Annotated in this window: 23 protein-coding genes and 1 tRNA gene; 11 read left to right on the forward strand and 13 right to left on the reverse strand. The window is 67.3% G+C overall.

Annotation, left to right across the window (positions count from 1 at the left end; all coding sequences use genetic code 11):
* Positions 1-141 precede the first annotated feature (141 nt).
* Positions 142-1,737 carry an amidase gene (locus tag NMB41_RS09305; protein WP_494382177.1) on the forward strand — a complete coding sequence of 532 codons (1,596 nt, stop codon included), beginning with the start codon at positions 142-144 and terminating at the stop codon, positions 1,735-1,737.
* 56 nt (positions 1,738-1,793) lie between these two features.
* Here the strand turns inward: NMB41_RS09305 and NMB41_RS09310 are convergent, their stop codons facing one another.
* The 11 genes from NMB41_RS09310 to NMB41_RS09360 all read right to left on the reverse strand — a co-directional run bounded on the left by NMB41_RS09310 (position 1,794) and on the right by NMB41_RS09360 (position 12,851).
* The gene (locus NMB41_RS09310) at positions 1,794-2,273 is read right to left on the reverse strand and encodes a TssQ family T6SS-associated lipoprotein (RefSeq protein WP_494382178.1); all 480 of its coding nucleotides are present in this window, start codon (positions 2,271-2,273) and stop codon (positions 1,794-1,796) included.
* A 10-nt stretch (positions 2,274-2,283) separates the two neighbouring features.
* Positions 2,284-3,738 carry a serine/threonine-protein kinase gene (locus tag NMB41_RS09315; RefSeq protein ID WP_494382179.1) on the reverse strand — a complete coding sequence of 485 codons (1,455 nt, stop codon included), beginning with the start codon at positions 3,736-3,738 and terminating at the stop codon, positions 2,284-2,286.
* Positions 3,739-3,824: 86 nt separating this feature from the next.
* Positions 3,825-5,231, reverse strand: a complete 1,407-nt coding sequence (gene dbpA, locus NMB41_RS09320) for an ATP-dependent RNA helicase DbpA (RefSeq protein WP_494382180.1) — start codon at positions 5,229-5,231, stop codon at positions 3,825-3,827.
* A gap of 24 nt (positions 5,232-5,255) precedes the next feature.
* Positions 5,256-5,489, reverse strand: coding sequence for a hypothetical protein (locus NMB41_RS09325; protein ID WP_494382181.1), 234 nt, complete (start codon positions 5,487-5,489; stop codon positions 5,256-5,258).
* Between the two features lie 78 nt (positions 5,490-5,567).
* Positions 5,568-5,644 (reverse strand) — tRNA-Met (locus tag NMB41_RS09330).
* A gap of 44 nt (positions 5,645-5,688) precedes the next feature.
* Positions 5,689-6,825 carry a methyltransferase gene (locus NMB41_RS09335; protein WP_494382182.1) on the reverse strand — a complete coding sequence of 379 codons (1,137 nt, stop codon included), beginning with the start codon at positions 6,823-6,825 and terminating at the stop codon, positions 5,689-5,691.
* Positions 6,826-6,829: 4 nt separating this feature from the next.
* Entirely contained in the window at positions 6,830-7,039 is a 210-nt protein-coding gene (locus NMB41_RS09340; RefSeq protein WP_494382183.1) for a hypothetical protein, read from the reverse strand.
* Between the two features lie 138 nt (positions 7,040-7,177).
* Positions 7,178-7,468 carry a transposase gene (locus NMB41_RS09345; protein WP_494382184.1) on the reverse strand — a complete coding sequence of 97 codons (291 nt, stop codon included), beginning with the start codon at positions 7,466-7,468 and terminating at the stop codon, positions 7,178-7,180.
* Positions 7,469-7,525: 57 nt separating this feature from the next.
* Positions 7,526-7,717 (reverse strand): transposase, encoded by a 192-nt coding sequence (locus NMB41_RS09350; protein WP_494382185.1) that lies wholly within the window; start codon positions 7,715-7,717, stop codon positions 7,526-7,528.
* Between the two features lie 143 nt (positions 7,718-7,860).
* Complete coding sequence (locus NMB41_RS09355; RefSeq protein ID WP_494382186.1) at positions 7,861-11,613, reverse strand: AAA family ATPase; 3,753 nt, start codon at positions 11,611-11,613, stop codon at positions 7,861-7,863.
* Positions 11,610-12,851 (reverse strand): exonuclease SbcCD subunit D C-terminal domain-containing protein, encoded by a 1,242-nt coding sequence (locus tag NMB41_RS09360; protein ID WP_494382187.1) that lies wholly within the window; start codon positions 12,849-12,851, stop codon positions 11,610-11,612. Before NMB41_RS09360 ends, NMB41_RS09355 begins: the two co-directional genes overlap by 4 nt.
* A 117-nt stretch (positions 12,852-12,968) precedes the next feature.
* Between NMB41_RS09360 and NMB41_RS09365 the strand changes: the two genes are divergently transcribed.
* The 7 genes from NMB41_RS09365 (at position 12,969) to yiaA (ending at position 20,147) form a co-directional block, all read left to right on the forward strand.
* Complete coding sequence (locus NMB41_RS09365; RefSeq protein ID WP_494382188.1) at positions 12,969-14,219, forward strand: winged helix-turn-helix domain-containing protein; 1,251 nt, start codon at positions 12,969-12,971, stop codon at positions 14,217-14,219.
* Positions 14,216-15,196, forward strand: a complete 981-nt coding sequence (locus NMB41_RS09370; RefSeq protein WP_494382189.1) for a DUF2804 domain-containing protein — start codon at positions 14,216-14,218, stop codon at positions 15,194-15,196. Before NMB41_RS09365 ends, NMB41_RS09370 begins: the two co-directional genes overlap by 4 nt.
* Positions 15,197-15,434: 238 nt before the next feature.
* A complete protein-coding gene (locus NMB41_RS09375; RefSeq protein WP_494382190.1) occupies positions 15,435-16,031 on the forward strand; it encodes a hypothetical protein in 597 nt (198 codons plus the stop codon).
* A gap of 88 nt (positions 16,032-16,119) precedes the next feature.
* A complete protein-coding gene (locus NMB41_RS09380) occupies positions 16,120-18,792 on the forward strand; it encodes a DUF349 domain-containing protein (RefSeq protein WP_494382191.1) in 2,673 nt (890 codons plus the stop codon).
* Positions 18,789-19,247, forward strand: a complete 459-nt coding sequence (moaE, locus tag NMB41_RS09385) for a molybdopterin synthase catalytic subunit MoaE (protein ID WP_494382192.1) — start codon at positions 18,789-18,791, stop codon at positions 19,245-19,247. Before NMB41_RS09380 ends, moaE begins: the two co-directional genes overlap by 4 nt.
* Before the next feature lie 2 nt (positions 19,248-19,249).
* Positions 19,250-19,624, forward strand: coding sequence for a fluoride efflux transporter CrcB (gene crcB, locus NMB41_RS09390; protein ID WP_494382813.1), 375 nt, complete (start codon positions 19,250-19,252; stop codon positions 19,622-19,624).
* A gap of 97 nt (positions 19,625-19,721) precedes the next feature.
* Positions 19,722-20,147: an inner membrane protein YiaA gene (yiaA, locus tag NMB41_RS09395; RefSeq protein ID WP_494382193.1), complete on the forward strand. Its 426-nt coding sequence runs from the start codon at positions 19,722-19,724 to the stop codon at positions 20,145-20,147.
* Positions 20,148-20,162: 15 nt separating this feature from the next.
* Here the strand turns inward: yiaA and sugE are convergent, their stop codons facing one another.
* Positions 20,163-20,483 carry a quaternary ammonium compound efflux SMR transporter SugE gene (sugE, locus tag NMB41_RS09400; protein WP_494382194.1) on the reverse strand — a complete coding sequence of 107 codons (321 nt, stop codon included), beginning with the start codon at positions 20,481-20,483 and terminating at the stop codon, positions 20,163-20,165.
* Between the two features lie 108 nt (positions 20,484-20,591).
* On the opposite strand from sugE, the gene NMB41_RS09405 reads away from it, so the two are divergent.
* Positions 20,592-21,500 (forward strand): LysR family transcriptional regulator, encoded by a 909-nt coding sequence (locus tag NMB41_RS09405; RefSeq protein WP_494382195.1) that lies wholly within the window; start codon positions 20,592-20,594, stop codon positions 21,498-21,500.
* Between the two features lie 2 nt (positions 21,501-21,502).
* Here the strand turns inward: NMB41_RS09405 and NMB41_RS09410 are convergent, their stop codons facing one another.
* Positions 21,503-22,441: a LysR family transcriptional regulator gene (locus NMB41_RS09410; RefSeq protein WP_494382196.1), complete on the reverse strand. Its 939-nt coding sequence runs from the start codon at positions 22,439-22,441 to the stop codon at positions 21,503-21,505.
* A 151-nt stretch (positions 22,442-22,592) separates the two neighbouring features.
* Between NMB41_RS09410 and NMB41_RS09415 the strand changes: the two genes are divergently transcribed.
* Together NMB41_RS09415 and NMB41_RS09420 are read left to right on the forward strand one after the other, a co-directional pair.
* Positions 22,593-23,186, forward strand: a complete 594-nt coding sequence (locus NMB41_RS09415) for a TIGR00645 family protein (protein WP_494382197.1) — start codon at positions 22,593-22,595, stop codon at positions 23,184-23,186.
* Between the two features lie 13 nt (positions 23,187-23,199).
* Entirely contained in the window at positions 23,200-25,698 is a 2,499-nt protein-coding gene (locus NMB41_RS09420; protein ID WP_494382198.1) for an NAD-dependent epimerase/dehydratase family protein, read from the forward strand.

The following is a 25,698-nucleotide window of genomic DNA, read 5'->3' on the forward strand; positions in this document are numbered from 1 at the left end:
TTCCGCTGTAGTCCGTTTTGCGAAAGAACGCTGCCCTTACCGGCAGCGTTTTTTTTCGTCTGGACATTTCTCTTGCGAATGGTGCTGAAGAGAAAGCACTGCTATGCTGTTGCTCTACTATTATTGAACGTGGAGAAACGCATGGACCGCAGGGATTTCGTTCGACTTGGCGTGGTGGCGGGAACGGTAGCCGGCGCAGGCAGCGCGGCAGCGGCCGCACCGAAAACGGCGGCGCCGGACGATTTACTCGAAGCGGGCGTGCGCGAGCAGGGCGCGGCGATGGCGGCCGGCAAGACCAGTTCGCACAAGCTGGTGACGCGCTACCTGGCGCGCATCGCGGCCGTCGACAAGGCCGGACCCAAGCTCAATTCGGTGATTGAACTCAATCCCGACGCCCTGCAGATCGCCGCCGAACGCGACCGCGAGCGCGCGGCCGGCAAGCTGCGCGGCCCGCTGCACGGCATCCCGGTCCTGCTGAAGGACAATATCGCCACCGGCGACAAGATGAGCACCAGCGCCGGCTCGCTGGCATTGAACGGCGTGCGCGCCACGCGCGACGCCTTCGTTGCCGAACGCCTGCGCGCGGCCGGCGCCGTCATCATCGGCAAGACCAACCTTTCGGAATGGGCCAACATGCGCTCGACGCATTCGGTCAGCGGCTGGAGCGGCCGCGGCGGCCAGACCAAGAATCCCTTCGCGCTCGACCGCAATCCTAGCGGCTCGAGCTCCGGTTCGGGCGCGGCGATTGCCGCCAGCCTGGCCACGCTGGCGGTGGGCACCGAGACCGACGGCTCGATCGTTTCTCCCGCCTCGAGCTGCGGCATCGTCGGCCTGAAACCGACGCTGGGACTGGTCAGCCGCAGCGGCATCATCCCGATTGCTCACTCGCAAGACATGGCCGGACCGATGACCCGCAGCGTGGCCGACGCCGCCTACATGCTGGCGGCCATGACTGGCGTCGACAATGACGATGCGGTGACCAAAGAGAGCGACGGCAAGGTGGCCGATTACGCGGCAGCCCTGCGCCTGGACGGCTTGCGCGGCAAGCGCATCGGCGTGGCGCGCAATTTCTTTGGCGGCAGCAAGGTGATCGACGAGATCGTCGAGAAAGAGCTCGCCATCCTCACCGCCCAGGGCGCGATCCTGGTCGACGTCAAGCTGCCCAACACCGACAAATACAACGAGTCCGAAGTCGAGGTCCTGCTCCATGAGTTCAAGCCGGACCTGGCGGCCTGGCTGGCCGGCTACGCGCCGCATGCGCCGGTGAAGAACATGGCCGACGTGATCGCGTTCAACGACAAGAACGCGTCGCGCGAAATGCCGTATTTCGGCCAGGAACACCTGATTGCGTCTCAGGGCAAGGAAGGGCTGGACGCCAAGGGGTATCGGGACGCGCTGGCGAACAACCACCGCTATTCGCGCGGAGAGGGCATCGACCAGATCCTGCGCGAAGAAAAACTCGATGCGCTGGTGGCGCCGACGGGCGGGCTGGCCTGGCTGACCGACTACATCAACGGCGACCATTACGGCATGAGCTTCTCGTCGCCGGCGGCGGTGGCAGGCTATCCGCACATCACGGTCCCGGCCGGCTTTGCGCGTGGCTTGCCGGTGGGGATTTCGTTTGTCGGCGGCGCCTACAGCGAGGCGGCCCTGATCGGGATGGCGTATGCCTACGAGCAGGCGTCGAAACGCCGCCGCGCGCCGGCTTTCCCGGGCACGGTCAACATCAAGGTCTAAACATTTGTTTATCGGCTACCAACATATGTTGGCAGCCTGCTTGATCCTGAAAAGGCTTAGCCCTTCTTGGCGCGGTCATAGGCAGGGCCCCATAGCGGGTGTCCCTGTTCGCCGGATTCCAAGCTGAAATCCGGGTCGATCTTCAGCGCTTTCTCGAATGCCTGCTCGCACTGCTTCGGGCGTGAAGTCACGCAATAGCTGAAGGCCGTGTATTTCAGCGCCGCCACCCGGATCCGGGCCGGCGAATTGCTGCGGATATCGTTCGAACCGAGCCGCTTGATCGCTCCGTTGAAATCCCCTTCGTTGTACAGGCGTATGCCTTCGCGCAGCGCAGCCTGGTCACGCCCCGACTGGGCTTCGGCACGTTCGCTGCGGGCGGACTGGCGGTCGTCGTCCTTGTCGGCGGCGCGCGGCAAGGTGCGCACATGGACCCGGTCGGGCTTGCGTTCGAATACTTGTGACAGCTCGGCACAGCCGGCGAGCGTACTGGCCGCCAGCAGCGTGGCGAGCAAGCGGGGAAGGAGATTATTTGTCATGGCTGCCTCCTTATTGCGCCTGGGCGGTGAAATCGTGCTCGATGACCGCGGTTTCCCGCAAACCTGCGTCGACCGTCATGCTGTGGTCGGCGAAATTCGGGTTGGTGATCCGGATCGTGTGGCGGCCCGGGCCGAGCGTCAGGCGCTTGACCGGTGGGCTGACGCCATGGTCGACACCGTCGACGTAGAGCGTGCCCCAGGGCTTGATCACGAGTTTATAGGTGGTGCCGTTGACGATGGTCGCGGCCTGCGTGGCAATCGGCGCGCTTGAGGCCTGCACCGGCAAGCCGTTTTCCGGCGCCGCGCCCGTGGTCGCGTCGAGTGGGCTGTCGGCCGGCTGCACACCCGCCGGCTGGTCGGTGGCGGCGGCACCGGTGGGCGCCGCGACCACGGTTTCGCCGGCATCCAGGCCGCTGGCCGAAGGCTCGTCCACGGGCAGGGCCAGCGGCACCACGTCGCGCGTATCGTTCTGGTTCATGTAGGAGAGGAGGGCGCCGCCGGCGGCCAGCACGACGATGGCCGCTCCCGCGATCATGCCCCAGCGCTGGGCGCGCTTGCCGCGGCCCTTGACCGCCTGCGGCCGGGCAGCGCTGCCAGGTGCACTCACCGGTATTGCCGCTGACGGTTTGCTGGGTGCCGACTGGATCGGTTCGGAGCTCTCGTGCAGGGGCGCCGCGCGCGGCGTTGGTACTTCCCCGGCTGCCGCGCTGTCCTGGCTGGCAGGTTTGCGCAGCATACCGGCTTCGGTTTGTTCACGCAGGCTGAGCGGTTCCGGTGCGGGCTGGTCGAGGGGAGCGGTAACCAGGGGCGGTTCCACGAATTCGACGGAAGCGGTGTCGGCCGCTGGCGTTGCCGGTTCGGCGAATACCTGCGGATCGTCCGCGAGCGTCAGCGGAATGAGTTCGTCCGGCACATCCGACGACATCATGATGGCCGGTTCCGCCGTGCTGATGGTCTCAACCGGTTCGAGCGCAGGCGCGGCCGGCACCAGCAGTTCGCCCGTGCCCGCCTCGATGCCAAGCAGGCGGCGCATATCGTCGACGGTCTGCGGCCGCAATCTGCGGTTCGGGCCCAGGCAGGAATCCAGTCCTTTGGTCAATTGTTCGCTGTAATTGTCGTACAGGCGCGGACCGAGCGGTCCTTCCGGTGGCATCTCGGCGGTGATCGCGTAATGCACGGCCAGGGCCAGTGCGTGCAGGTCGGCCGGCAGGTCCGCGCCGGACGCAAGCTCGTCGTCTGAGGGAAGCAGCAGCGCCTCGCCATTGGCAAGCATGACCAGCGTGTCGGGCGTGATGGGACGGTGCGGGGCGCCACTGGCGTATTGCTGGTCGAGCGAATCGAGGGTGTGGCGCAACAGGTTGCGGCACCAGGTCTCGTCGACCAGCGCAGGAGTGTGCTCGACAATGTCGCGCACCGGGCGCCCGTCCGCGAACGGGGTAAAAATGGTTGTGTTTTGGCTGGTCATTTTGCTAAACGTTTATTTTCAGCAAAACTATGCCAGATTTACAGCATTTGTGTCGCCACTGAATCGTGCGCCACGCTAGCAAGCGCTCAGACGTCCAGGAAACGCATCTTGAAGCTGCGGCCTTTGAAATTGCCGAAATCCGGTCCGAGCTTGTTGCCGGCATTGAGCTTGCGGTAGGCCGCATCGGCCACATCGCGCGCCAGCGCCACATAGGTCTGGAATTCGGTGACATTGATCTTGCCGACCTGGTCCTTCACCAGGCCGGCGTCGCCGGTCAGCGCGCCCAGCACGTCGCCCGGACGCAGCTTGTCCTTCTTGCCGCCGGCGATGATGAGCGTCACCATCGGCGCGGGCTCGGCCGGGAGCACCGAGTCGCCCAGGTCGTCCAGCTTGTACCAGGAGGCTGGCTTGTCCTGATACTCCTCGATCGCCTTCACCCATTTCTTTTCGTTCGGCGCGCATAGGGAAAGGGCAACGCCCTTTCCGAGGCCCCGGCCGGTACGGCCGATGCGGTGCACGTGCACTTCGGCGTCTTTCGACACGTCGACATTGACCACCGCTTCCAGGTTGGCGATATCCAGGCCGCGCGCGGCGACGTCGGTAGCGACGAGCACCGAACAGCTGCGGTTCGCGAACAGGATCAGGATCTCGTCGCGCTCGCGCTGCTCGAGTTCACCGTACAAGGCGAGGGCCGAGAAGCCCTGGTCGCGCAGGGAATCGGCCAGTTCGCGGCAATGGGCCTTGGTATTGCAGAAGGCAAGCGTCGACACCGGCTTGTAATGGCGCAGCAGGCGCGCAACCGCATCGTCGCGGTTGTCGAAACCGACTTCATAAAAGCGCTGCTCGATCTTGGAGTCGTCGTGCTGGCTCTCGACCGCGATTTCGATCGGCTCGTTGAGAAAGCCCGCAGTGGCGTGGCGGATGTCGTCCGGGTAGGTGGCCGAGAACAGCAGGGTCTGGCGCCGCTGCGGGCAGGCACTCACGATGCCGGCGATCTCGTCATAGAAACCCATGTCGGTCATGCGGTCCGCTTCGTCCAGCACCAGGGTCTGCACTTTCGACAGGTCGATCGTGGCGCGGCCCAGGTGGTCGCGGATGCGGCCCGGGGTGCCGACGACGATGTGGGCGCCGTGTTCGAGCGACGCGATTTGCGGGCGCATCGAGACGCCGCCGGTAAGCGTGAGGATCTTGACGTTGCCGACGCCGCGCGCCAGGCGCCGCAATTCGCCGGCTACCTGGTCGGCCAGTTCGCGCGTCGGGCACATGACCAGGCCCTGGATCGCGAACCAGGCGGGATTGAGTTTGTGCAGCAGGCCGATGCCGAAGGCCGCGGTCTTGCCGCTGCCGGTTTTCGCCTGGGCGATCAGGTCGCGGCCTTCGAGGACCGAGGGCAGGCTTTCGGCCTGGATCGGCGTCATCTCGTGGTAGCCGAGCACGCCCAGGTTGTCGAGGAATTGCGCCGACAGCGGCAGCGTGGAAAAGGATGTCGTCATGTGGCCTCCAGCCGGGGTTACCGACTAGGGGGCCGGCGCCCAGACCGGCAAGCCGGTCAAATCAAGATTATCGTCGCGGCGCCAGACTGGCAGGCCGGAAGTGTCGGTTTCTTCGAGCAGGGGAATCTGTTCCTGCTTCAAGGTCGAGCGACGGGAGCGAGGCGCGGGGCGCCGAAACTCGACATTGCCGCCTTCGAGCGGGGCGGCCGGTTCGAAACCCGGCAGATCGATCGTGGCGTTGTCTTTCTTGTCTCTCATCCCGTGTCGCTGCCCAAAAAACAAAAGCCCGGCTGCAAGAGTCGGGCTCGGGGGTATTGCTCAATTCGAACTAGTGTTTGGTTGCGGGGACAGGATTTGAACCTGTGACCTTCGGGTTATGAGCCCGACGAGCTGCCAGACTGCTCCACCCCGCAGCGCTATTGTACTGCTTCGCGCCGCAGGATGCAAATGAAGTTGATTATGCGGCGCGCAGGCGCCACAAGGAGGTCGTTTCCTGCGAGCGCGCGGCATGCAGCGGGTCGTCCGCATCCATCGCTTTCGCGTGCGTCGGGCGCACGTCGTGGCGCGCCGCCACCACCAGGCCCGCGGCCTCGATCCAGCCGGTGAGCTGTTCGCGCGTGCGCAGGCCCAGATGCTCGGCGAAGTCCGACAGAATCAGCCAGCCTTCGCCGCCCGGCGCCAAATGCGCCTTCAAGCCATTCAAGAAGCCGCGCAGCATGCGGCTGTCCGGATCGTAGATCGCATATTCGATCGCCGAACTCGGTTTGCCCGGCAGCCAGGGCGGATTGCAGACCACCAGGTCGGCCTGGCCTTCGGGGAAGAGGTCGGCCTCGATGATCTCGACCTGGCTCTCGAGCCCCAGGCGCGCGATGTTCGCTCGCGCGCAGCCCAGCGCCCGCGCATCCATATCGGTCGCAATCACGCGCTGCAGGCCGCGCCGCGCCAGCACGCTCGATAACACGCCGGTACCGGCGCCGATGTCGAAGGCGATTGTCGCGTTGTTCGGCAGCGGCGCCTGCGCCACCAGCTCGACATACTCGCCGCGCACCGGCGAAAACACGCCATACCAGGGGTGGATCCGGTCGTCGAGCGCCGCGATCGGCACGCCCTTGCTGCGCCACTCATGCGCGCCGATCAGCCCAAGCAGCTCGCGCAGCGAGACCACGAAGGGCTCGGTTGCAGCGCCATAGGCCTCGCTGCAGGCCTGGCGCACGTCGGGCGCCCGGCGCAGCGGAATTGAGTAACCGGCCTCGAACGGGATCAGGAGCATCGCCAGTGTGCGGGCGCGCTGCAGCTGCGCCAGGCGATGACGGTGGAAGCTCTCCAGCAGCGTCGGCGCGACTTTTGGCTTTGCACGCTTGGCGCGCGAGCCTTTATGGTCGATACGGCGCGCGAGCGCCTGCACCAGCTGGCGCGCATTCTGGAAGTCGCCGCGCCAGAGCAGGGCGGTGCCGTCGAGCGCGAGGCGATACGCGGCATCGGCCGTCATCGTGTCGTCGGCGATCACGACCTTCTTCGGCGCCGGCCAGCCGCTCTCCGAACGCCACAGCGCCGAACGCTGCTCGCCGTTTTCGATCCATTCGATGCGCGTCATCGGATTAATGGTGATGGTGCCAGTTGTTGTCGCCCGACTCGACGAAGGATTTCACCGCATCCGGATTGCCGGTCGCATGGCGCTTGACTTCGCCGCAGCCGCAGATGCCCTGGTAAGGCTGGACGTGCGAGCAGGCAGAGACCTTTTGCAGGTAAACGGTGACGGGCTTGGCGCACTTGGCGCATTTGAAAGTGAGGGTGCGGGCGGGTTTCATCTGGGGATACGTGGATATGCGAAAGAGCGTCATTGTACAACGTAGGGTGGGCACTCCGTGCCCACGCGGTAGGCACGTATCCGGCGGCGCCGGCGGCAATGCTTCGCTACGCGGCCCTGATCTCGTCGGCCGACGTGATTACTCCAAATGCATCTGTTTTGCCTCTGTGGTCCCGCCCCAATCCGCCGGCAACACCCCCGCCCGCACATACCGATGAAACGTTGAAAACGGCCACGCTGCCGCGCTCTCGGCATGCCCGTGCCGTACCGGATTGAAATGCACATAATCCACATGCCGCTCGAAATCGAGCTCGTCGCGTATCGCGTGCTCGTAGAAGCGGCGCTGCCAGATCACGGAGTCCCGATGTTTGCGGCGTGATTCGCTTACCGGGTGACACGCCCGGATATCGGTATCGCAGAACCGCGACACGGTTCGCTTGATCTGAGCCCAGCGTGTCGAATAGTCGGTATCGCCTTCAGGCAGGGTTCAGATGCAGTGCAAGTGATCGGGCATCAGGACCCAGGCGTCGATCTCGAACGGGCGTTTGGCGCGGACGTTTCGCAGGGCGAGGCGAAGGACATTGCGTATCGGCGCGTAGCACAATATCGGCCGGCGTTCGAACGAAACGAGGGTGAAGAAATAGGTGGGCCCGGTGCGGGCGCGGCGGTAGCGGGGCATGGTGGCGCGGATTGTAGAGCGCGCCGGCATGCGGGTTTTGCGTTATTGGGTGATCATTGGGAGGTGTCAACGATTGGCGGATTATGCGGAACCGTTGAGCGTTTCGTATGTGCGGAGTTTCGCGTGGGCACGGAGTGCCCACCCTACGTGATGATGCTGCTTCCGCCTCCCGTTGGGCGCACTTGAATTTTCGCCGCGATCCGCTCCGTCATCTCCTGCACGTGCGAGATCACGCCGACCTTCCTGCCCATCGATTGCAGCGCGTCGAGCGCATCCATTGCCACGCCCAGGGTGTCGCTGTCGAGCGAGCCGAAGCCTTCGTCGATGAAGAGCGACTCGACCCGCACCCGGTTCGACGAGAGCGAGGCCAGGCCGAGGGCCAGGGCGAGGGAGACGAGGAAGGATTCGCCGCCGGAGAGCGAATTGACCGAGCGGATTTCGCCGCCCATGTCCTGGTCGCGCACCATCAGGGCCAGCGAGGGGGCGCCGGCGTTGTCGACGCGTTCCAGGCGGTAGCGCCGCGCCAGCTGGTTCAGGTGGCTGTTGGCGTAGCCGAGCAGGACGTCGAGCGTGAACTGCTGGGCGTAGTTGCGGAATTTCTTGCCGTCGGCCGAACCGATCAGTTCGGATAAACGTCCCCAGCGCGCCTCGATCGCCTGCTGGCGTTCGATCTCGGCCAGCATCGATTGCGCCTTGACGCGCCGTTCGTCGTCCTGCGCCGCCTGCAGGCGCAGGCTGGTGGCCCGCTCGTGCACGGCGCTGCGCTCTTCCAGCACGGCCTCGAGCGCATCGGCGACCGCAGCGCCGTCCTGCATGGCGCCGTCGGGCGAGGCGCTTTGCTCGTGCAGGTCGCGCTGCGACTTGCGCTCGGCCAGCACGGTGACGGCCTTGGCCAGCGCCGCGTCGAGTTCGGCCAGCGCGGCGCGTTCCTGGGCCAGCCAGGCGGCGCCGACCGCCAGCAGGCTCGCCAGCTTGGCCTGGTTTTCCACGGCTTCGAGTTCGCTGTGGTGGGCGGCGTAGTCTTCGATCCAGTCGGCGAGCCTGGCAGCGGCGTCGCGCGCATCGTCCTGCAAGGCGCCGATGCGTTCCTGGGCCTGGGCCAAGGTGCTTCGCACCCGCGTTTCGCGCTGGGCCGCTTCGCCGGCGGCGGCCTGGCGCGCGGCCAGGGTTTCGCGGGCGGCGCTGACGGCGCGGCGCAGGGACTGTTCGATGTCGCCGACGGCGCGTCCTTCGAACAGGGCGGCGCGCGCCAGGCGCCGTTCGCGCAGCTCGGCTTCGCTGCGCGCAAAGGCTTCCCTGTCGGCGAGCGCCGCACCGGCCGCATGCTCGGCGCGCACGGCCGCTTCGCGCTGGGCCGCTTCCAGGTTCGCCAGCGCGGCGCGGTGCGCGTCGAGTTGCGCCGATTGTTCCGACCACGCCTTTGCCTCGAGCGCGCGCGCGGCCTGCCACTGCGCGGGATTGCGGCGCCACAGGTCTTGCCAGCCGTCGCCGGCCGATTCCGCCAGCACCGGGTCGAGTTCGGCGAGAAGAAAGCCCAGCGCCGCACGGTCGCGTTCCAGCTGCGTGCTGAAGCTGGTGTGTTCGATGTCCAGCGTCGCCAGGGAGGTGCGTGCGTTCTGGGCCAGGTCGCGTGCGCGCAGGTGCTCGGCGTTGCCGGCATCAAAAGCCGTCTGCGCCGCCTCGCGCGCCTGGGCGGCGCGGCGCGCGGCCTGCTGGCGCGCCTCGACGGCCAGCAGGGCCTCGCGCACGGCGTTCGTCTGGGCCTCGAACCAGGGCTTGCGTTCGCCCTCGGGCGGCGCATCGCGGGCCACGGGGTTATCGCGCCAGGTGGCATCGAGTTCGCCGATGTCCTGCACCAGCGTGGCCCGTTCCTCGCCCAGCGCGGCCAACCGCTCGCCGGCGCCTTCGAACTGGGCGCGGCGCGTGGCCTGGTCCGACAGGTTGTCCTGCACGCCGGCGCGGCGCTCGGCGACCTGGCCGCGCAGCAGGTCGAAGACCGCATGCAGGCGCGCGTCCTGGTGGGCGTAAGGGTGGGCTTCGCTGCCGCAGACCGGGCAGGGTTCGCCCTCGGCCAGGGCTGCTCGCAAGTCTTCGACATTGCCGGCGACCGCCCGTTCGGCCGCGCTGAGCGCATGTTCGGCCTGGGCAGCGGCGCTGGCGAGACCCGGCGCGGCGGCAGCAGCCGCCGCCAGTTGCGTCTCGGCGGCGGCGCGGGCTGCGCGCGTGCGTTCGATCTCGGCGTCGATGCGCGCCAGGTGTTCGCGCGCGGCCTGCAGGCCTTTGGCGATCCGGGCGGCCGCGCCCAGCGCTTCGCGGCGTGCTTCCAGGCCCTGGCGCTCTTCAGACAAGGCGTCGAGATCGAAGGCGGCCAGCGCTGCGGTGGCCGCCTGGCGCGCGGCATCGAGTTCGGCGATGCGCGCGCTGGCGCGTTCGGTGGTCTCAAGCGCCGCCGCCAGGGTGGCGGCCGCATTCACGCGTGCGCGCTCGGTTTTCGCCAGCGCGGCCAGGTTCGCGCCCTCGGCGCCGGCAGCCTGCGCGGCCTGGGCGAACAGTTTTTCCCAACGCGGCCATTGAGCGGCAAGCAGCGCATGCCGCCCGTGCGCGGCCAGCCAGGCGGCGCTGCGGGATTCGGCTTCGCGCGTTTGCGCCAAACGTGCCGCGGCGCCGGCCAGCAGGTCGGCCGTGCGCGCGGCGTCCAGCGCCGATTGATCGCGCCGCTCCACCAGTTGCGTGTGCGCCGCGAGCAGCGTGCCGATGGTCGCGTCGAGCGCCTTGGCCGCATCCAGCTGCGCGGCGGCGCTTAGCTGCGCTGCTTCGGCCGCTTCCTGCGCGAGCGTCGCCGTGTTCACTTCCTGCAGCGCTACCCGTGAAGCCTCGCCCGCCTGCGCCAGTTCGCCCTGGCCCTTGGCCAGTAGCGCTTCCAATTGCGCGCGTTCGGCGTCCAGGCGCGCCAGTTCCGCCATCAGCGGACGCGCCGCCTGCACCTGGTCGAGCGTGGCCAGGCGCAGGCGCCGTTCGCGTGCGGCGTCGGCCTCGGTGCGTGCGTCCTGCAGCAGGCTGTCGGCCTGCGCTTCGTTGACGCGCAGGCGTTCGCGTTCCTGGTGCCAGCGCAGCTGCGCTTCCAGCAGGGCGCGGCGCACGTCGACCGCCTGCAGCGCCACCTCGGCGGCGGCGCGTTCGGCGTCGAGTTCGGCGCGCGCCTCCTGGGCCAGCGGGGTCTGGTCGGCCAGGCGCAGCGTCAGGCGCCGCACCGCATCCTGTTCCTGCTTGTAGCGCTCGTAGGCGCGCTTCGAGATTTCGCTGTAGACGGCGCTGCCGGTCAGGGTTTCCAGCAGCTCGCCGCGTTCGTTCTCATCGGTTTTCAGGAAGGCGGAAAATTCGTTCTGCGCCAGCAGCACCGAGCGCGTGAACTGTTCGAACGAGAGGCCGATGCGCGCCGCGATCTCGGCCTGCGCCTCGGTCTTGGTACCGCCCAGGGCGACCAGCTCCGGCAGGCGGTGCAGGGTCATGTTCGAAGCCTGCAGCAGGCCGCTGACCTTGTTGCGCGAGCGCCGCACGCTCCAGCGCGCGCGGTAGGCAATGCCGTCGTTGCCGACGAAATCGACTTCCGCATGGCCTTCGGCCGAGCCACGGCGCAGTAAATTACGGGCGTCGGTGGTCGACACCGATTCGCCGCCGGCGTCCGGCAGGGCGCCGCGGCTGCTGCGCTGCTGCAGGCGCGGGGTATTGCCGTATAAAGCCAGGCAGAGGGCGTCGAGCAGGGTGCTTTTGCCGGCGCCGGTCGGGCCGCAGATCGCGAACAGGCCGGACGAGGCCAGCGGTTCTGCTTCGAAGTCCACGCAAAAGTCTCCCGCCAGGGACGCCAGGTTGCGTCCCGCGATCCGGAGGATTTTCATGCGCGCTCCGCGTCGCCGGGCAGCATCAGTTCGGCAAAAGCCGTCAATTGCTCGTTCGGGGCGTCCTCGCCGAAGCGCTGCTGCCACAGGCGCCGGAAGATGTCGTCCGGCTGCAGCTGGGCCAGCTGGTCGAGCGTGAGCGCGTCGGCGCCATCCTCGCGCGTGACCACCTTGCGGGTCGGTTCGATCTTCGCCAGGCGTACCGGTTTAGCGGCAATCGCCGCCTCCACCTGGGCGCGCAGGCTCGGCTCCGGGCCGTCGAGCAGCACCCGCACTTCCAGATAGGGCCGGCATTGCGGCGGCAGGTCGGGATCGAGTTCCAGGCTTTCCAGCGCGGCCAGCACCTCGGGCAGCAGCGCCGGCTTGGGCGGCACGCGCAGCAGCTCGACCGCGCGCGGCACCAGCAGGGGCGTGACTTCCCTCGCCACCGGGCCTTCGAGGTCGATGCGCAAGATCTGGTGCTGGTAGCCCACTTCCGCAAACGAGAGCGGCAGCGGGCTGCCGGAATAGCGCAAATGGTCCTTCTTGCCGACGCGCTGGGCCAGGTGCAGGTGACCAAGGGCCGCATAAGCGATTTCAGGGGCGAACATCGACGCCGGCAGCGCTTCGGTGCCGCCAATGACGATGCGGCGCTCGGAGTCGATCGAGGACTGGCCGTCGACCATGTGGCAGTGGCCCATCGCCAGGATCGCCTGGCCTGGTTCACAGCGCGACTGCGCCAGTTCGAAAGCCTGCTGGTAGAGGAGAGCAATGCCGTTCAGGTAGGCGTCGCCCTCGGCGTCGCTCTTCGGTACGTCGCCGGGACGCAGGAAAGGCACGCCCAGGCACCAGGCCTTGATCTCGCCCGATTTGTCCCGCAGCGGCACGATCAGCCGTTCGAGGTCGATCGCACCCTCGCGATTGCGCACCACGTTCCCGATCACGACCGTGCCATGCGCTTCCAGCAGCGGCCCCGGCGCTTCCAGGCGGCCCGGCGAATCGTGGTTGCCGGCGATGACGACGATCTGCACATGGGGCGCGCGCGCCTTTGCCTGCTGCAGGAAGCGATACAGCTGGCGCTGGGCGGCGGACGAGGGGTTGGCGTTGTCGAAAATGTCGCCCGCGATCAGGAGCGCGTCGGCATCTTCACTCACGATCGTGTCGACCAGCCAGTCGAGGAAGCACTGGTGTTCGTAGGTCCGGTCGTAATTGTGCAGGGTCTGGCCGAGATGCCAGTCGGAAGTGTGCAACAGCCGCATGCGGAGTTCGATCAAGGGAAAAGGGGACGGCTGCACTATAGCGCAGCTGGGGTAGGCATTCAAAAAAATTCCGGGCGGCGACGAATCCGGACGGCGAAATATCGTTAAGATATTTACATGAGCGAAATCATCTTGTCGATCGGCGCCGCGCGCGCCCTGCACCTGGCAGCCCAGGGGCTGCTCCAGCCACGCCGGCGCAAGGCCGTGAAGGACGACGTGCTCGACGCCATCCGCCGCATGGGTGTGTTGCAGATCGACACCATCAGCGTCGTCGCGCGCAGTCCGTATTTCGTGCTGTGGAGCCGCCTCGGCGACTACCCGCCCGAATGGCTGGACGAACTGCTGGCCGAAGGCAAACTCTTCGAATACTGGGCCCACGAAGCCTGCTTTATCCCGCGCGAAGATTACGGCCTGTACCGGCATCGCATGCTCGACCCGAGCGCCATGGGCTGGAAGTATTCGGCCACCTGGATGCGCGAGCGTGCGGGAGAGGTGGCGGCGCTGCTGGCGCATATCCGCACCAATGGCCCGGTGCGCTCTTCGGATTTCGAACGGTCGGATGGCAAGGCCGGCGCCAAGGCGGAAGGATGGTGGGAATGGAAGCCCGAAAAGCGCTCCCTCGAAGTCTTGTTTACCTCCGGCGCCCTGATGATCGCGCGGCGCCACAATTTCCAGCGCGTCTACGACCTGGCCGAGCGCGTGCACCCCAGCTGGGACGAGACGACGACGCCGCCCCTGCACGAGGTGCAGCGCAGCTTCGCGCTGCGCGCCGTGAAAGCGCTGGGACTGGCGCGCGCCGGCTGGATCGCCGACTACCACCGCACCCGGCGTCCGCACGTCGACCCGGCCCGGCTGGCCGAGGAAGGCCTGCTGCTGCGCGCCCGCGTCGCCGGCTGGGACGACCCGGTCTATATCCACCCCGACCACCTCGACCTGGCCCGGCAAGCAGCCAGCGGCGCCTTGACGCCGACCCTGACCACCATCCTGTCGCCCTTCGACCCGGTGGTCTGGGACCGGCGCCGCGCGCTGGAACTGTTCGGCTTCGATTACCGCCTCGAGTGCTACACGCCGCAAGCCAAGCGCCGCTACGGCTATTTCACGCTGCCGGTGCTGCGCCGCGGCGCGCTGGTGGCGCGGATCGACGCCAAGGCGCACCGGCGCACGGGCGAGTTCGAAATCAAGGCGGTGTTCTTCGAGCCCGGCGTGAGGACCAGCGAGGCGCTGCTGCGCGACCTGGCCGGCGCCTTGCTGCGCTGCGCGCGCTGGCATGGCTGCCCGCAGCTGCGCCTGGTGCGCACCGAGCCGCTTGAAGTGAGCGAGCGGCTGGCCGCACTGCTCGGCAGCGAAACGGTCGCGGCGGCCGCATGAAGCTGGCGCCGGCGCCCATGGATGCCGTCGGCCCGGACGGGCTGGCGCTCTTCGGGCGCTACCAGGGGCTGGCCGGGGCCCCGGGCTGGGCCAATCTCGCACCGCCCCATGCGCGCGGGGCCCTGTGGCGGCGCCTGCACCACAAGCGCTGGCATTTCGTCGCCCTGGTGACCGAGGAGCTGTTTTGCGGCGTGGCGATCGTCGATATTGGGTGGAGCAATACCTGCTTCGCCTATGCCTTCGACCGGGGCGAGGGGCGGGTGCTGGCCGCTTTCTCGCCGCTGGGCGTGGCCGGCCTCACGGCCTTTGTCGGCGCCACGGTGGCCGAAGGCGCCCGCTTCGGCATGCCAGGCCGGCGCATCGCGATTACCCCGGACGGCGTCCACGGCCACCATCTGCTGCTGCGCGGCGGGCGTCTCCGGATCGACGCGCACTACAGCGGGGAGGGTCCGCGCCTGCTGGCGATCGGCCCCACCTTCGACGGCGGCAGCGTGCACAGCACGCAAAAATCGCCCGGCCTGGCCTTGACCGGCGAGGTCGAGGCGAACGGGCGGCGCTACCGGCTGGAAGGCGGGACCGCCAGTTACGATTTTTCCAACGGTCTGGTTGGCCGCCGCACGGCCTGGCGCTGGATTTCGGCGCACAGCGCCCGGCTCGGCTTCAACCTGCAATGCGGTTACTTTGGCGACGCCGAAAATGCGCTCTGGGTGGACGGGGAATTGTTGCCGCTGGGTCCGCTCGAAGTGGAGGTCGAACCAAGCGGCTGCTGGCGCATGCACACGGCCGACGGCCTGCTGGCGCTGCGCTTCACGCCGGAAGGTACTCGCATTGATGACAAGCAATTATTGGTCGCCAGCAGCCACATGCGCCAGCACGTCGGCCGTTTCGACGGCTGGGTGAAGGCCGGCGAGGACGCGCCGCGCCTGCTGGTGACGGGGCTGGCGGGCCTGGCCGAGGACTACCGCGCGCGCTGGTAGCGTCTGTTGCGGCGCAACGAATCCGGCTTATGCACGGTTGACGCGAACTGCGCCGTCGTCTCCCCCGAGTTTGATCAAGATCAAAGTCGCAAGGTGCACGGTCCGTAAACTAGACCTTCCTTCAGGCTGAAGAGAAGAAAAAAGAACCGCACAGCCTGTCCAAAAACCATAGCGTCCAGCCTGGCCGTGTTCCTCTACGGAGCATGCGCTTGCGTTGACGACGCCGAGAGGAGACAGAATGCTCACCGCGACCTATACCCTCGTTGCGCTTTCCGTAGAACAAACGAATATGCGGGTCAGCCTCAATACTGTCCAGCAACTCGTTCAACAAAGCTATGCCCGCCAAAGCGCGCTCACCGAGGGTCAGGCCGATTACGTTTGCGATACCCTGCGCCGCCTGTATGAAGGCTGCCAGGGCCGCAAGCTCGACCGCTTCCTGCTGCCGGCCCTGCGCCGCGCCGGGGCCGACGCCGAGCCGCTGCTGTGCGAACTCGATATGCTCAGCCGCAGTGCCGCCGAGTCGCTCGGCACCGCCTGCCGCCTCGCCGCCGGCAGCATCGACGAGGAAGAAGGCGTCGATGCATTCTGCATGGCCGCGCTGCGCTTCTGCGCCGCGCTCGAACTGCGCTTCGACCGCGAAGAGCGCGAGCTGTTTCCGATTGCGCGCGGGGCGATTGCCGGCGACGCCTGGTTTGCCGTGGCCAATCAGATGCTCACCCACGACGCTTACCGCGAGGAACACCGCGGGCGTGGGCGGGTGCCGCCGCCGGCAGGCCGCATCGGCCGGGCCGAACATGCTCATCGACAAGGTGTGGCTGCCTACTACGTCCATTAGTAGCGGCGCTTGCGCCTGTGCAGGGTATGCCAGAAAAAACCGCCTTCGTTCTTTGCTATGATGGGGGTTTTGCAAGTGCGATCATCTTATGTTCGAATTCCTATTCAAGCGCCAGGGCGACAAGACGGGCAATGGGCGCGGCGCGCAAGCGGCCGTGCCGGCAAAGTCCGCCCAGGCGTCCGCGCCGGCCGGTAAGGAGAACGGCCCGTCGAACAAGAGTGGCGCCGCCGCGCCCGACGCCGCCGCCACGCGGGCGACGTCGGCCGTGCGCGAGCAGCAGGCGCAACTGCTCAAGACGCTCGACGGCGACGAATCGCGCGCCGTCGACTTCATCCTCCAGTGCGAATTTTCCGAGCTGCGCCTGCAGGCTGCCGAGCTGGTGCACAGCCGCGCCGCGCTCGAGCGCGTGCATGGCGCGATCCGCAACCTCGACCGCCGCGTCGCCAAATTGATGCAGGCGCGCCTCGACGCGATTCGCCACCACGAGGGCGAACTGGCGCGCGGCCAGGCCACGCTGGCCCAGGCAAAAGCGCTGTTGGCGGACGAGCACCTGACGCCCAACCAGGTTGCCGATCTCGATCGCAAATGGGCGATCATTGCCGCTCCCGAACTCCAGGACGAATTCGCGCCGCTGCGCGCAGGCCTGGGCGAACGCCTCGAAGCCCAGGTGCAGCTGCAGCGCGCCATGATCGACCGCCTGGGCGCACTGCGCCAGCTCGAGACCGCCGGCCTGAACGCGGCCGAGATGGCGGCCCGTCTGGAACAGATGCAGGCCGAGCAGGGCGCGGCGCTGGCGGCGCCCGAACGCACCTCGCTGCCGCGCTCGCTCGTGACGGAATTCGCCGCCGAGCACGCGCGCGTGTCCAGCTTGCTTGCCACGCTCGAACAGTCGCAGGCCGCCCTGGCCGCGCGCGAAGCGGCGCTGCTCGAGTGGCAGGCGCAACCCGTCGCCGAACTCAATGCCGAGACCTTGCGCCGCGCCTGGCATAAACTGTCGGCCCTGCCCGCGGGAGCGGCCGCGACCGAAATGCAGGCGCGCTTCGATGCACTGCTGGCGAGCCTGCCGCAGCCGGTGCGCAAGGCGCGCGAAACGCCTCCCGCGCGTGCTGCGGACGGAACACCCGGCGAGCCGGCGGGCGAGGGCAGCGCCCCACGTGCGCCCAAGCCGGCGAAAGGCGCCGACCAGGCCTTCATCGACAACATGGACGCACTGGAAGGGGCCTTGCAACAGGGCTCGCTCGCCCACGCGGCCGAACTCGACAAGGCACTGAAGGACACCAAGGGCAAGGGCATGCGTTTGACTGCCCCGCAGGCCGACCGCCTGGCCCACCTGCGCGCCGAACTCAAACGCCTGTCGGACTGGGCGCGCTGGGGCGGCAACGTCTCGCGCGAAGAACTGATCAAGACCGTGGAAGCGCTGCCGACCCAGAACCTGGCGATGGCGGAGCTGGCGAAAAAAGTCGGCAGCATGCGCGAGCGCTGGAAGGCGCTCGACAGCCTGTCGGGCGCGGCGCCGAAAAGCTTGTGGGAGCGGTTCGACCACGCCTGCACGGTGGCCTATGCGCCGGCCGCGGCCCATTTCAAGCACCTGGCAGACGAGCGCCATGCCAACGCCGCCAAGGGCGAAGCCATCGTCGCCGAAGCCCAGGCCGAGATCGCGAGCTTGGAATCCGGGGAGGCCGACTGGAAGCACGTGGCCGGCACCGTGCAGCGCCTGCGCCTGGCCTGGAGCCACCTGGGCGCCATCGACCGCAAGGACAAGAAGCGCCTCGACACCCTGTTCGGCGCCGCCCTCACCACGCTGCAGGGCCCGCTGGAAGAGCAGCGCAAGGCCGAGGTGGTGGGCCGCGAAGAGCTGATCGAGGAAGTGCTCGCCATCGACGCGCACGACCGCCACGCGGTCGACCATTTGCGCGACATCCAGGCGCGCTGGCAGGAGCATGCGCGCGCGCTGCCGCTCGAACGCAAGGCCGAGCAAGCCCTCTGGCAGCGCTTCCGCGGCGCCTGCGACGACCTGTTCGCGCGGCGCAAGGAAACCGCGCACGCGGCGGACGCCGAACGGCGCGCCCACGAAGCGGCCAAGGAAGCAGTCAGCGCCCGGCTGGAAGAAGCGGCGCTCGATGCCACCGCGGCCAGCGCCCCCAAGCTGCTGCGCGAGGCGGCCGCCGAATGGCACGCCATCGGCCCCGTGCCGCGCGCCCACGAAGCGCGGGTCGACAAGCGCTATCACGACGCGGTGGCCAAGGTGCAGCACCACGCCGACCTGTCGCGCCGCGCCGCCGGGCTGGCCCTGGCCGGGGCCCTGCGCGACAAGCTGCGCGCCTGCCAGGAACTCGAGGACTCCCTGGCCCAGCCCGGGCAAGAGGTGTCGGGTGCCGACTGGCGCGCACGCTGGGCGGCCCTGCTGCCGGCGGGCAGCGAATACGATCCGGTGCTCGACGCCCGTTTCGAAGCGGCCCTGCATGCGCTGGATACCGACCGCGCGGCCTATGCGCGCCTGCTCGACGCGAACCGTCAGCCCCTGCTTGCCGAACTGCTGCGCCAGGAAGTGGCGGCCGGCATCGACAGCGGCGCCGAGTTCGCACGCGACCGCCTGAAACTGCAGGTGGAAGCGCTGCAATCGACCCTGAAAGCCGGTAACAAGCCGACCCACCGTCACGCGGCCCTGCACGCGCTGTGCGCGCTGCCGGCCCTGGTCGACGAGCGCACCGCGCACCGTATCGAGCAGCTCTTGATGCGCGCCGGCCGGGAGGGCAAATGAGTGAAGTGAGAGTACAGGCCGGGGACTTCGACCTCGGCCATGAACTGGCGCGCCTGCGCGCCGGCGATGCGCGCGTCGGCGCCGTCGTGAGTTTCGTCGGCACGGTGCGCGACATGAACGATGGTTCCCAGGTCTCCGAAATGGAGCTAGAACACTATCCGGGCATGACCGAGCGCGCGCTGGAAGAGATCCTCGCCCAGGCCAGCGAGCGCTGGCCGCTCTACAATGCGCTGGTGATCCACCGCGTCGGCCCGCTGGCGCCGCTGGAGCAGATTGTCCTCGTGGCCGTGAGCGCCGCGCACCGCGGCGAAGCCTTTGCCGCCTGCGAATTCATCATCGACTACCTCAAGACCGACGCCCCGTTCTGGAAGAAGGAACAAACGCCTGAGGGTGCGCGCTGGGTCGACGCGCGCCTGACCGACGACAGCGCGAAGGCCAAGTGGGTGCAGGCTTGAGCTTGGGCTGGCTGGCCGTCGGGGCGGGCGCGGCGATCGGCGCCTGGCTGCGCTGGGGTTTCAGTCTCTGGCTCGGGTCCATGCATGCCTACGTCCAGGCCGGCACGCTTGCGGCCAACCTGGTCGGCGGCTACCTGGTCGGCATCGCGCTTGGGTTCTTTTCAAGCCATCCCCAGCTCACGCCCGAGTGGCGCCTGTTCGTCATCACGGGTTTCCTGGGCGGCCTGACCACCTTCTCCAGCTTTTCCGGCGAGTCGGTGGCGCTGCTGCAGCGTGGCGACTACGGCTGGGCCTTGACGCACACGCTGCTGCACCTGGCAGGCTCGATCCTGCTCTGCATCGCCGGCTTTGCGACCTGGCGCGCCCTGCGCGGATAGTACTGCAAGTAGCGCCTGCCGCTACTCCTGTTGTGACGCAACAGGCGCGGCCCCCGCAATGCTAAGCTTGCCGCCGGACAACTAACCGGAGCCTGCCATGACCACCGTTCAACGACCGACCGCCGCTTTCGTGAGTGCTTCCTGGGCTGCGCTGATCATCGGCGTCTGCGCCTTCCTGCTGGGCTTGTGGAACGCCCAGATGCAACTCAACGAACGCGGCTATTACCTGACCCTGCTGATGTACGGCCTGTTCGCCGCCGTCTCGCTGCAGAAATCGGTGCGCGACCGCAGCGAAGGCATCGTCGTGACCGGCCTGTACTTCTCGCTGTGCTGGATCTCGCTGGCAGCGGTAATCCTGCTGCTGACGGTGGGCCTGTGGAATGCGACCCTGGCGCCGAGCGAGAAGGGCTTTTATGCGATGTCCTTTGTGCTGAGCCTGTTCGCGGTGGTCGCGGTGCAAAAGAATGTGCGCGACCTGGGCGCGGCGCGGCCGGGACTGGCGACGCCCGCCGAACAGGCGTGAAGCGCCTGCCTTCGATCAGTGCGGCGTCACCAGCTTGAGTCCCACAATGCCGCCGGCGATGAGGCCGATACAGGCCAGCCGCGCGGCGCCGGCGGACTCGCCAAAGACCAGGATGCCGACACAGGCCGTGCCGACGGCGCCGATGCCGGTCCAGATGGCGTAGGCGGTCCCGATCGGCAGCGTCTTCAAGGCATGCGCGAGCAAGCCAAAGCTGACCACCATCGCGGCCACCGTGGCGACGCTCGGCCACAAGCGCGAAAAGCCGTCGGTGTATTTCAGGCCGACCGCCCAGCAAATTTCAAAGAGTCCCGCAGCAACAAGGGAAAGCCAGACCATGATGTACCTTTCAAAACGATGAACCGATAAGATCCCTGAGGGCATAGGAAGCATCGTATATCTGGTTTCATGGTATAAAAAGTCAGTAGCTATCAGCGGAACTGACACATGGCGTTCGATCTCGACAACCTGAAGGCCTTCCTTGCCGCGGTGGACCACGGCTCCTTCTCGGCAGCGGCGCGCTCCCTGCAGCGGGTGCCGTCGGCCGTGAGCATGGCGATCGCCAATCTCGAAGCCGAACTCGACCTGCAGTTATTCGACCGCAGTAGCAGGGAACCGAAGCCGACGGCGCAGGCGCTGGCCTTGCTGCCGCAAGCGCGGCTGCTGGCCGAGCAGCTGCACCGGCTCAATATCCACGCGCTGTCCCTGACGCGCGGACTGGAAACCTCGCTCACCATCGCACTGATGCCCGAGCTGCTGGCCGCCGCACCCTGGAGCGCGGCCCTGAACACGCTCGCTGCCGAGTACCCCTTGCTCGCGGTGGAAGTGCTGACCGCGCCCCAGGACGATGCCCTGGGCATGCTGCACAGCGGGCGTGCCGACCTGGCGCTGGTCTTCGAGCGCTACGGGATCGGCGCGCACGAGGCCTTCCAGGAAGTAGGCGAGGAGCGCCTCGTGGCAGTGGTGGCGCCCGGCCACGCCATGCTCGCCAGGCTCGCTCGCCATCCCGTGCGCGACGCGGATTTACTGCAGGAACGCCAGATCGTGGTGGCCGGGCGCGATACCGACCAGGTCGACAAGCGCATCGCCATCTCGCGCCTCCAGTGGAAAACCGACAGCCCGGCAGCGGCGCTGGCGCTGGTGAAGGCGGGACTGGGCTGGGGCTGGCTTCCCGCGGGTTTCGTCGGAGCGCCCTTGCAAGAGGGGGACCTGGTCGAAATCCCCATCGATAATTTTACGAATGCCCTGCGCTTTTTCGTGGACGTCGTCTGGAGCGCGGAGCGCCCGCTGGGGACGGCGGCGGCGCGCTTTGTCGCTCTGTTGAATCAGGAGCGGCGCGCCGTCACCGCGCCCTGATTTTATGGATCCCGAGGGGGCGGGTGGGCCGCCATTGCCTTGCCCATGCCCATAGGATCGGTTTCTCCCAGCAGGTATTCCAGGAAGGTCCTGGCAACCAGCGACAGCGGCCGCTCCTTCCGGTAGAGGACATACCATGCCCGCTCGAGCGGAAAGTGGGCCACCGCCAGTTCCTCGAGTCCTTCTGCGGACGGCGCATGCCCCAGCACGTGGCGCGACAGGATCGACAGCCCCATGCCGCCTGCGACCGCCTGCTTGATTGCTTCGTTGCTTCCAAGCGTCATGCGTACGTTCAGCGACACGCCCTGCCTGGCCAGGTGCTCGTCGACCGCCATGCGCGTGCCCGAGCCTTCCTCGCGCATGATGAAGCGTTCGGCCGCCAGTTCGCGCAGCAGCAGCGGCGGCGGGTGAGGGTAGCGATGGCCGAGCGGCGCCACGACGACCAGGGGATTGGGCACGAAAGGAATGACTTCGAAGGAAGCGTCCGCCGGTGGCATGCTCATGACGTAGAGCTCGTCGAGGTTGTCCTTGAGCCGGTCCAGCACCTGGTCGCGGTTGAACAGGCCGAGTTCGACGTCGATCCCGGAATAGCGCTCGCAGAACGGGCCGAGCATGCGCGGGATCACATATTTCGCCGTGGTCACCATCGCCAGGCGCAGGCGGCCGCAGCGCACGCCCTTGTAGTCCGAACAGATCGCCTCGAAGCGGTCCCAGGCGTCGGTCATTTCGCGGCAAGTCCGGTACAGCGCCTGGCCCACTTCCGTGAGCCGGATTCGCCTGCCGACCGGTTCGAACAGGGGCAGGCCGACAGCGTCGGACAGTTGCCGCATCTGGATCGATACCGAGGGCTGGGTCAGGTGCAGTTGTTCGGCCGCGCGGCTGACGTGCTGGTTGCGTGCGACCGCCTCGAAGATCTGCAATTGGCGCAGGGTGACGTGCATGGCACTTCTCCAAACGATAGACGCTAGTTTATGGATCTTGCATGAATTCCCAATTATTCATTATGAGGGTGAACACGTAATATTTGTTTAATGATCGCTGCCGAGCCGCATCGGCGGCCGTGCCGTAGCGGCTTTTTGCATCGAAAGAGACATGGAAAAATTCATTGAACGAATACTTTTCCTCAGCCGCTGGCTGCTGGTCCCGATGTACGTCGGGCTGGCCGGCGCCCTGGTTTTCCTGGTCTACACCTTCGCCGCGGAGTTCGTCCACGTAGCGCTCGGTATCGTCCAGCTCAGCGAGCGCAAGGTGATGCTCTCGGTACTGAGCTTGATCGATATCGTACTGGTGGCCAACCTGCTGCTGATGGTAATCCTCAGTGGTTACGAAAATTTCATTTCGCGGATCGACATCGCGGCCGGGCACGAACGCCCGGCCTGGATGGGCAACCTGGACTTTTCGGGACTCAAGCTCAAGCTCTTCGGCTCGATCGTGGCGGTGGCTGCAGTCGACTTGCTCGGCGCGTTCATGAACGTCTCCCAGTTTACTTCCGAGCAGCTGGCCTGGAAGGTAGGCATTCAGCTCACCCTCGTCGTGTGCGGCGTGCTTTTTGCGCTGATGGACCACATCGCCGCCCAGACCAGGCGCATCGAGGCGTCGGGCCATGCCCTGCACGTGGAACCGGGTGCAGGCGCCGCGCCGCGCATGGGCGCGGCCGGCGAGCGGCACGCGGGATCAAACCAATAGAGGGAAAAATCACATGGACCAGCCTCTTGTTCTCATCACCGGGGGGCGCGGCCGCATCGGCCTCGCAATTGCGGAGCGTCTCGCTCCGCGCTACCGCGTGGTTGCGCTCGAGCGCCGCTGCGAGCCGGGCGACGGCGCTTGCATCGAGGCCGACATCGCCTCCGATGAGGCGCTCGAGCGTGCCCTCGGGCGCCTGCGGGAAAGCCACGGAGGCCGCATCGCCTGCGTGGTGCACCTTGCGGCCTTCTATGACTTTTCGGGAGAAGACAATCCGGCCTACGAGCAAGTCAATGTCGAGGGCACCCGGCGCCTGTTGCGCGCCCTGCGCGGCTTTGACGTGGAGCAGTTCGTGTATGCCAGCACCATGCTGGTCCATGCGCCGGCCCGCCCCGGCCTGCCGATCGACGAGGAGGGGGCGCTGGCGCCGAAGTGGCCCTACCCGCGTTCCAAGGCGCAGGCCGAGGAAGTAGTGCGCCGCGAGCACGGCGCGATCCCGGCGCTCATCCTGCGCATTGCCGGTGTTTATACGGATCAGGGGGAGGTGCCGTCGCTGACCATGCAGATCCAGCGCATCTACGAGCGCCAGGTGAGCAGCCACCTGTTTCCGGGCGACCCTTCGCACGGCCAGAGCTTCGTCCATATCGACGACCTGGCGCAGGCCTTCGTGCAGGCGATCGAGCGCCGCGCCAGCCTGCCGCAGGAAACGGTGCTGCTGATTGGCGAACCGGTGACCGAGAGCTACCAGGCCCTGCAGAACCTGATCGGCCAGTTGCTGCACGGAGAGCCCTGGGCCACGCGCAGCGTACCCAGGAGCGTCGCCGCAGCCGGTGCCTGGATGCAGGACAAGGTCGAAGATATCGTGCCGGACGCCATCGACGGCGGCATCGAGCCCTTCATCAAGCCCTTCATGATCGCGCTGGCGGACGAGCACTACGAGATCGACATCGGCCGCGCGCGCGGCCTGCTCGGCTGGGAGCCGAAACGGCGCCTGCGCGACACCCTGCGCGCGATGGTCGATTCCCTCAAGCGCGACCCGCTCGCCTGGTACCGGCGGAACCGCCTCCCGCTGCCGCCCTGGCTCGACGAAGTGGCCGCGTCCGGCGTGCCGGCAGGGCAGCTGATCGAGCGCGATGAGCAGGTCCAGCGCGAGGCGCACGCGCGCACCCTGTGGTGCCATTTCGCCAATGCCGGCCTCGGCCTGTGGCTGATGTCCAGCCCCTTCGTGCTCGGCCTGGCGCAATACTGGATGCAGGCAGTGGAGCCGATCGCGCCGAACGGACGCGGCCTGGAGTTCAGTCATACATACATGACGGCCAGTAACGTGATTACCGGCCTGCTGATCACCGTGTTCGCCTTGCTGTCGCTGTCGCGCTTCAAGGGCTGGGCGCGCTGGCTGGTCGCGCTGCTCGGCGCCTGGCTGCTGTTCGCGCCGCTGCTGTTCTGGACGCCCAGCGCGGCCGCCTACGCCAACGATACGCTGGTCGGCGCCCTCGTGATCCTGCTGGCGGTGGCCATCCCTGACGCCCCCGGCGAGAGCCTGGCGGGGCGGATGAGCGGTCCCGACATTCCTCCCGGCTGGAGTTATTGCCCATCGAGCTGGAACCAGCGCCTGCCCATCGTGGTCCTCGCCTTCGTCGGGCTGTTCGTGTCGCGCTACCTGGCTGCCTATCAGTTGGGGCATATCGACGCCGCCTGGGACCCCTTCTTCGGCGATGGCACCGAGCGCATCGTTACCTCCTGGCTGTCCGAGGCCTGGCCGGTGCCCGATGCCGGCCTGGGCGCGGCGACCTATGTACTGGAAATCGTCACTGGCGTGATCGGCAGCCGGCGGCGCTGGCGCACCATGCCCTGGCTGGTGCTGTTGTTTGGCATCCTGATCGTGCCGCTGGGCGTGACCAGCATCTTCTTCATCATCGTCCAGCCCATATGGCTCGGCGCCTGGTGCACGCTCTGCCTCGTCGCGGCGCTGGCAATGCTGGTCCAGGTGCCATATTCCTTCGACGAGATCCTGGCGACCCTGCAGTTCCTGCGGAGCGGCCGGCGCAGCGGCAAGCCGGTGCTGCGCCTCCTCGTCTTCGGCGGCACCTGCCCCGGCGACGCGGTGGACCGTTCGGACGACTTCGCCCGGCCGGCGCGCGAGGTGCTGCGGGAAGTCCTGTACGGCGGCATCACCTTTCCCTGGACGCTATGGGCCAGCATGGCGATCGGCATGCTGCTGATGGCCACGCCGCTCCTGTTCGGGACGACAGGGGCGGCGGCCGACAGCGACCACGTCGTCGGTGCCCTGGTAGTGACCTTCAGCATCATGGCCTGGGCCGAGGTGGCGCGTCCGCTGCGCTACGTGAACGCCGCCTTCGGCGCCTGGCTCGTGTTTGCGCCCTGGCATATCGCGGGCTTTTCCGCGCCCGCCGCGGCGGCCACCGTGGTGGCGGGCGTCGCCCTGGTGCTGCTCGCCATTCCGAAGGGCGCGGTAGAAAGCCATTACGCGCAGTGGGACGCGCGTATCGTCTGA

The sequence above is a fragment of the Massilia sp. FBCC-B171 genome, assembly GCF_059134155.1.

What these genes read in the sequence shown, in the direction of transcription:
- NMB41_RS09305 (WP_494382177.1), top strand. Translation starts at nt 142, where the DNA reads ATGGACCGCAGGGATTTCGTTCGACTTGGCGTGGTGGCGGGAACGGTA.
- NMB41_RS09310 (WP_494382178.1), bottom strand. Translation starts at nt 2,273, where the DNA reads ATGACAAATAATCTCCTTCCCCGCTTGCTCGCCACGCTGCTGGCGGCC.
- NMB41_RS09315 (WP_494382179.1), bottom strand. Translation starts at nt 3,738, where the DNA reads ATGACCAGCCAAAACACAACCATTTTTACCCCGTTCGCGGACGGGCGC.
- dbpA (WP_494382180.1), bottom strand. Translation starts at nt 5,231, where the DNA reads ATGACGACATCCTTTTCCACGCTGCCGCTGTCGGCGCAATTCCTCGAC.
- NMB41_RS09325 (WP_494382181.1), bottom strand. Translation starts at nt 5,489, where the DNA reads ATGAGAGACAAGAAAGACAACGCCACGATCGATCTGCCGGGTTTCGAA.
- NMB41_RS09335 (WP_494382182.1), bottom strand. Translation starts at nt 6,825, where the DNA reads ATGACGCGCATCGAATGGATCGAAAACGGCGAGCAGCGTTCGGCGCTG.
- NMB41_RS09340 (WP_494382183.1), bottom strand. Translation starts at nt 7,039, where the DNA reads ATGAAACCCGCCCGCACCCTCACTTTCAAATGCGCCAAGTGCGCCAAG.
- NMB41_RS09350 (WP_494382185.1), bottom strand. Translation starts at nt 7,717, where the DNA reads ATGCCCCGCTACCGCCGCGCCCGCACCGGGCCCACCTATTTCTTCACC.
- NMB41_RS09355 (WP_494382186.1), bottom strand. Translation starts at nt 11,613, where the DNA reads ATGAAAATCCTCCGGATCGCGGGACGCAACCTGGCGTCCCTGGCGGGA.
- NMB41_RS09360 (WP_494382187.1), bottom strand. Translation starts at nt 12,851, where the DNA reads ATGCGGCTGTTGCACACTTCCGACTGGCATCTCGGCCAGACCCTGCAC.
- NMB41_RS09365 (WP_494382188.1), top strand. Translation starts at nt 12,969, where the DNA reads ATGAGCGAAATCATCTTGTCGATCGGCGCCGCGCGCGCCCTGCACCTG.
- NMB41_RS09370 (WP_494382189.1), top strand. Translation starts at nt 14,216, where the DNA reads ATGAAGCTGGCGCCGGCGCCCATGGATGCCGTCGGCCCGGACGGGCTG.
- NMB41_RS09375 (WP_494382190.1), top strand. Translation starts at nt 15,435, where the DNA reads ATGCTCACCGCGACCTATACCCTCGTTGCGCTTTCCGTAGAACAAACG.
- NMB41_RS09380 (WP_494382191.1), top strand. Translation starts at nt 16,120, where the DNA reads ATGTTCGAATTCCTATTCAAGCGCCAGGGCGACAAGACGGGCAATGGG.
- moaE (WP_494382192.1), top strand. Translation starts at nt 18,789, where the DNA reads ATGAGTGAAGTGAGAGTACAGGCCGGGGACTTCGACCTCGGCCATGAA.
- yiaA (WP_494382193.1), top strand. Translation starts at nt 19,722, where the DNA reads ATGACCACCGTTCAACGACCGACCGCCGCTTTCGTGAGTGCTTCCTGG.
- sugE (WP_494382194.1), bottom strand. Translation starts at nt 20,483, where the DNA reads ATGGTCTGGCTTTCCCTTGTTGCTGCGGGACTCTTTGAAATTTGCTGG.
- NMB41_RS09405 (WP_494382195.1), top strand. Translation starts at nt 20,592, where the DNA reads ATGGCGTTCGATCTCGACAACCTGAAGGCCTTCCTTGCCGCGGTGGAC.
- NMB41_RS09410 (WP_494382196.1), bottom strand. Translation starts at nt 22,441, where the DNA reads ATGCACGTCACCCTGCGCCAATTGCAGATCTTCGAGGCGGTCGCACGC.
- NMB41_RS09415 (WP_494382197.1), top strand. Translation starts at nt 22,593, where the DNA reads ATGGAAAAATTCATTGAACGAATACTTTTCCTCAGCCGCTGGCTGCTG.
- NMB41_RS09420 (WP_494382198.1), top strand. Translation starts at nt 23,200, where the DNA reads ATGGACCAGCCTCTTGTTCTCATCACCGGGGGGCGCGGCCGCATCGGC.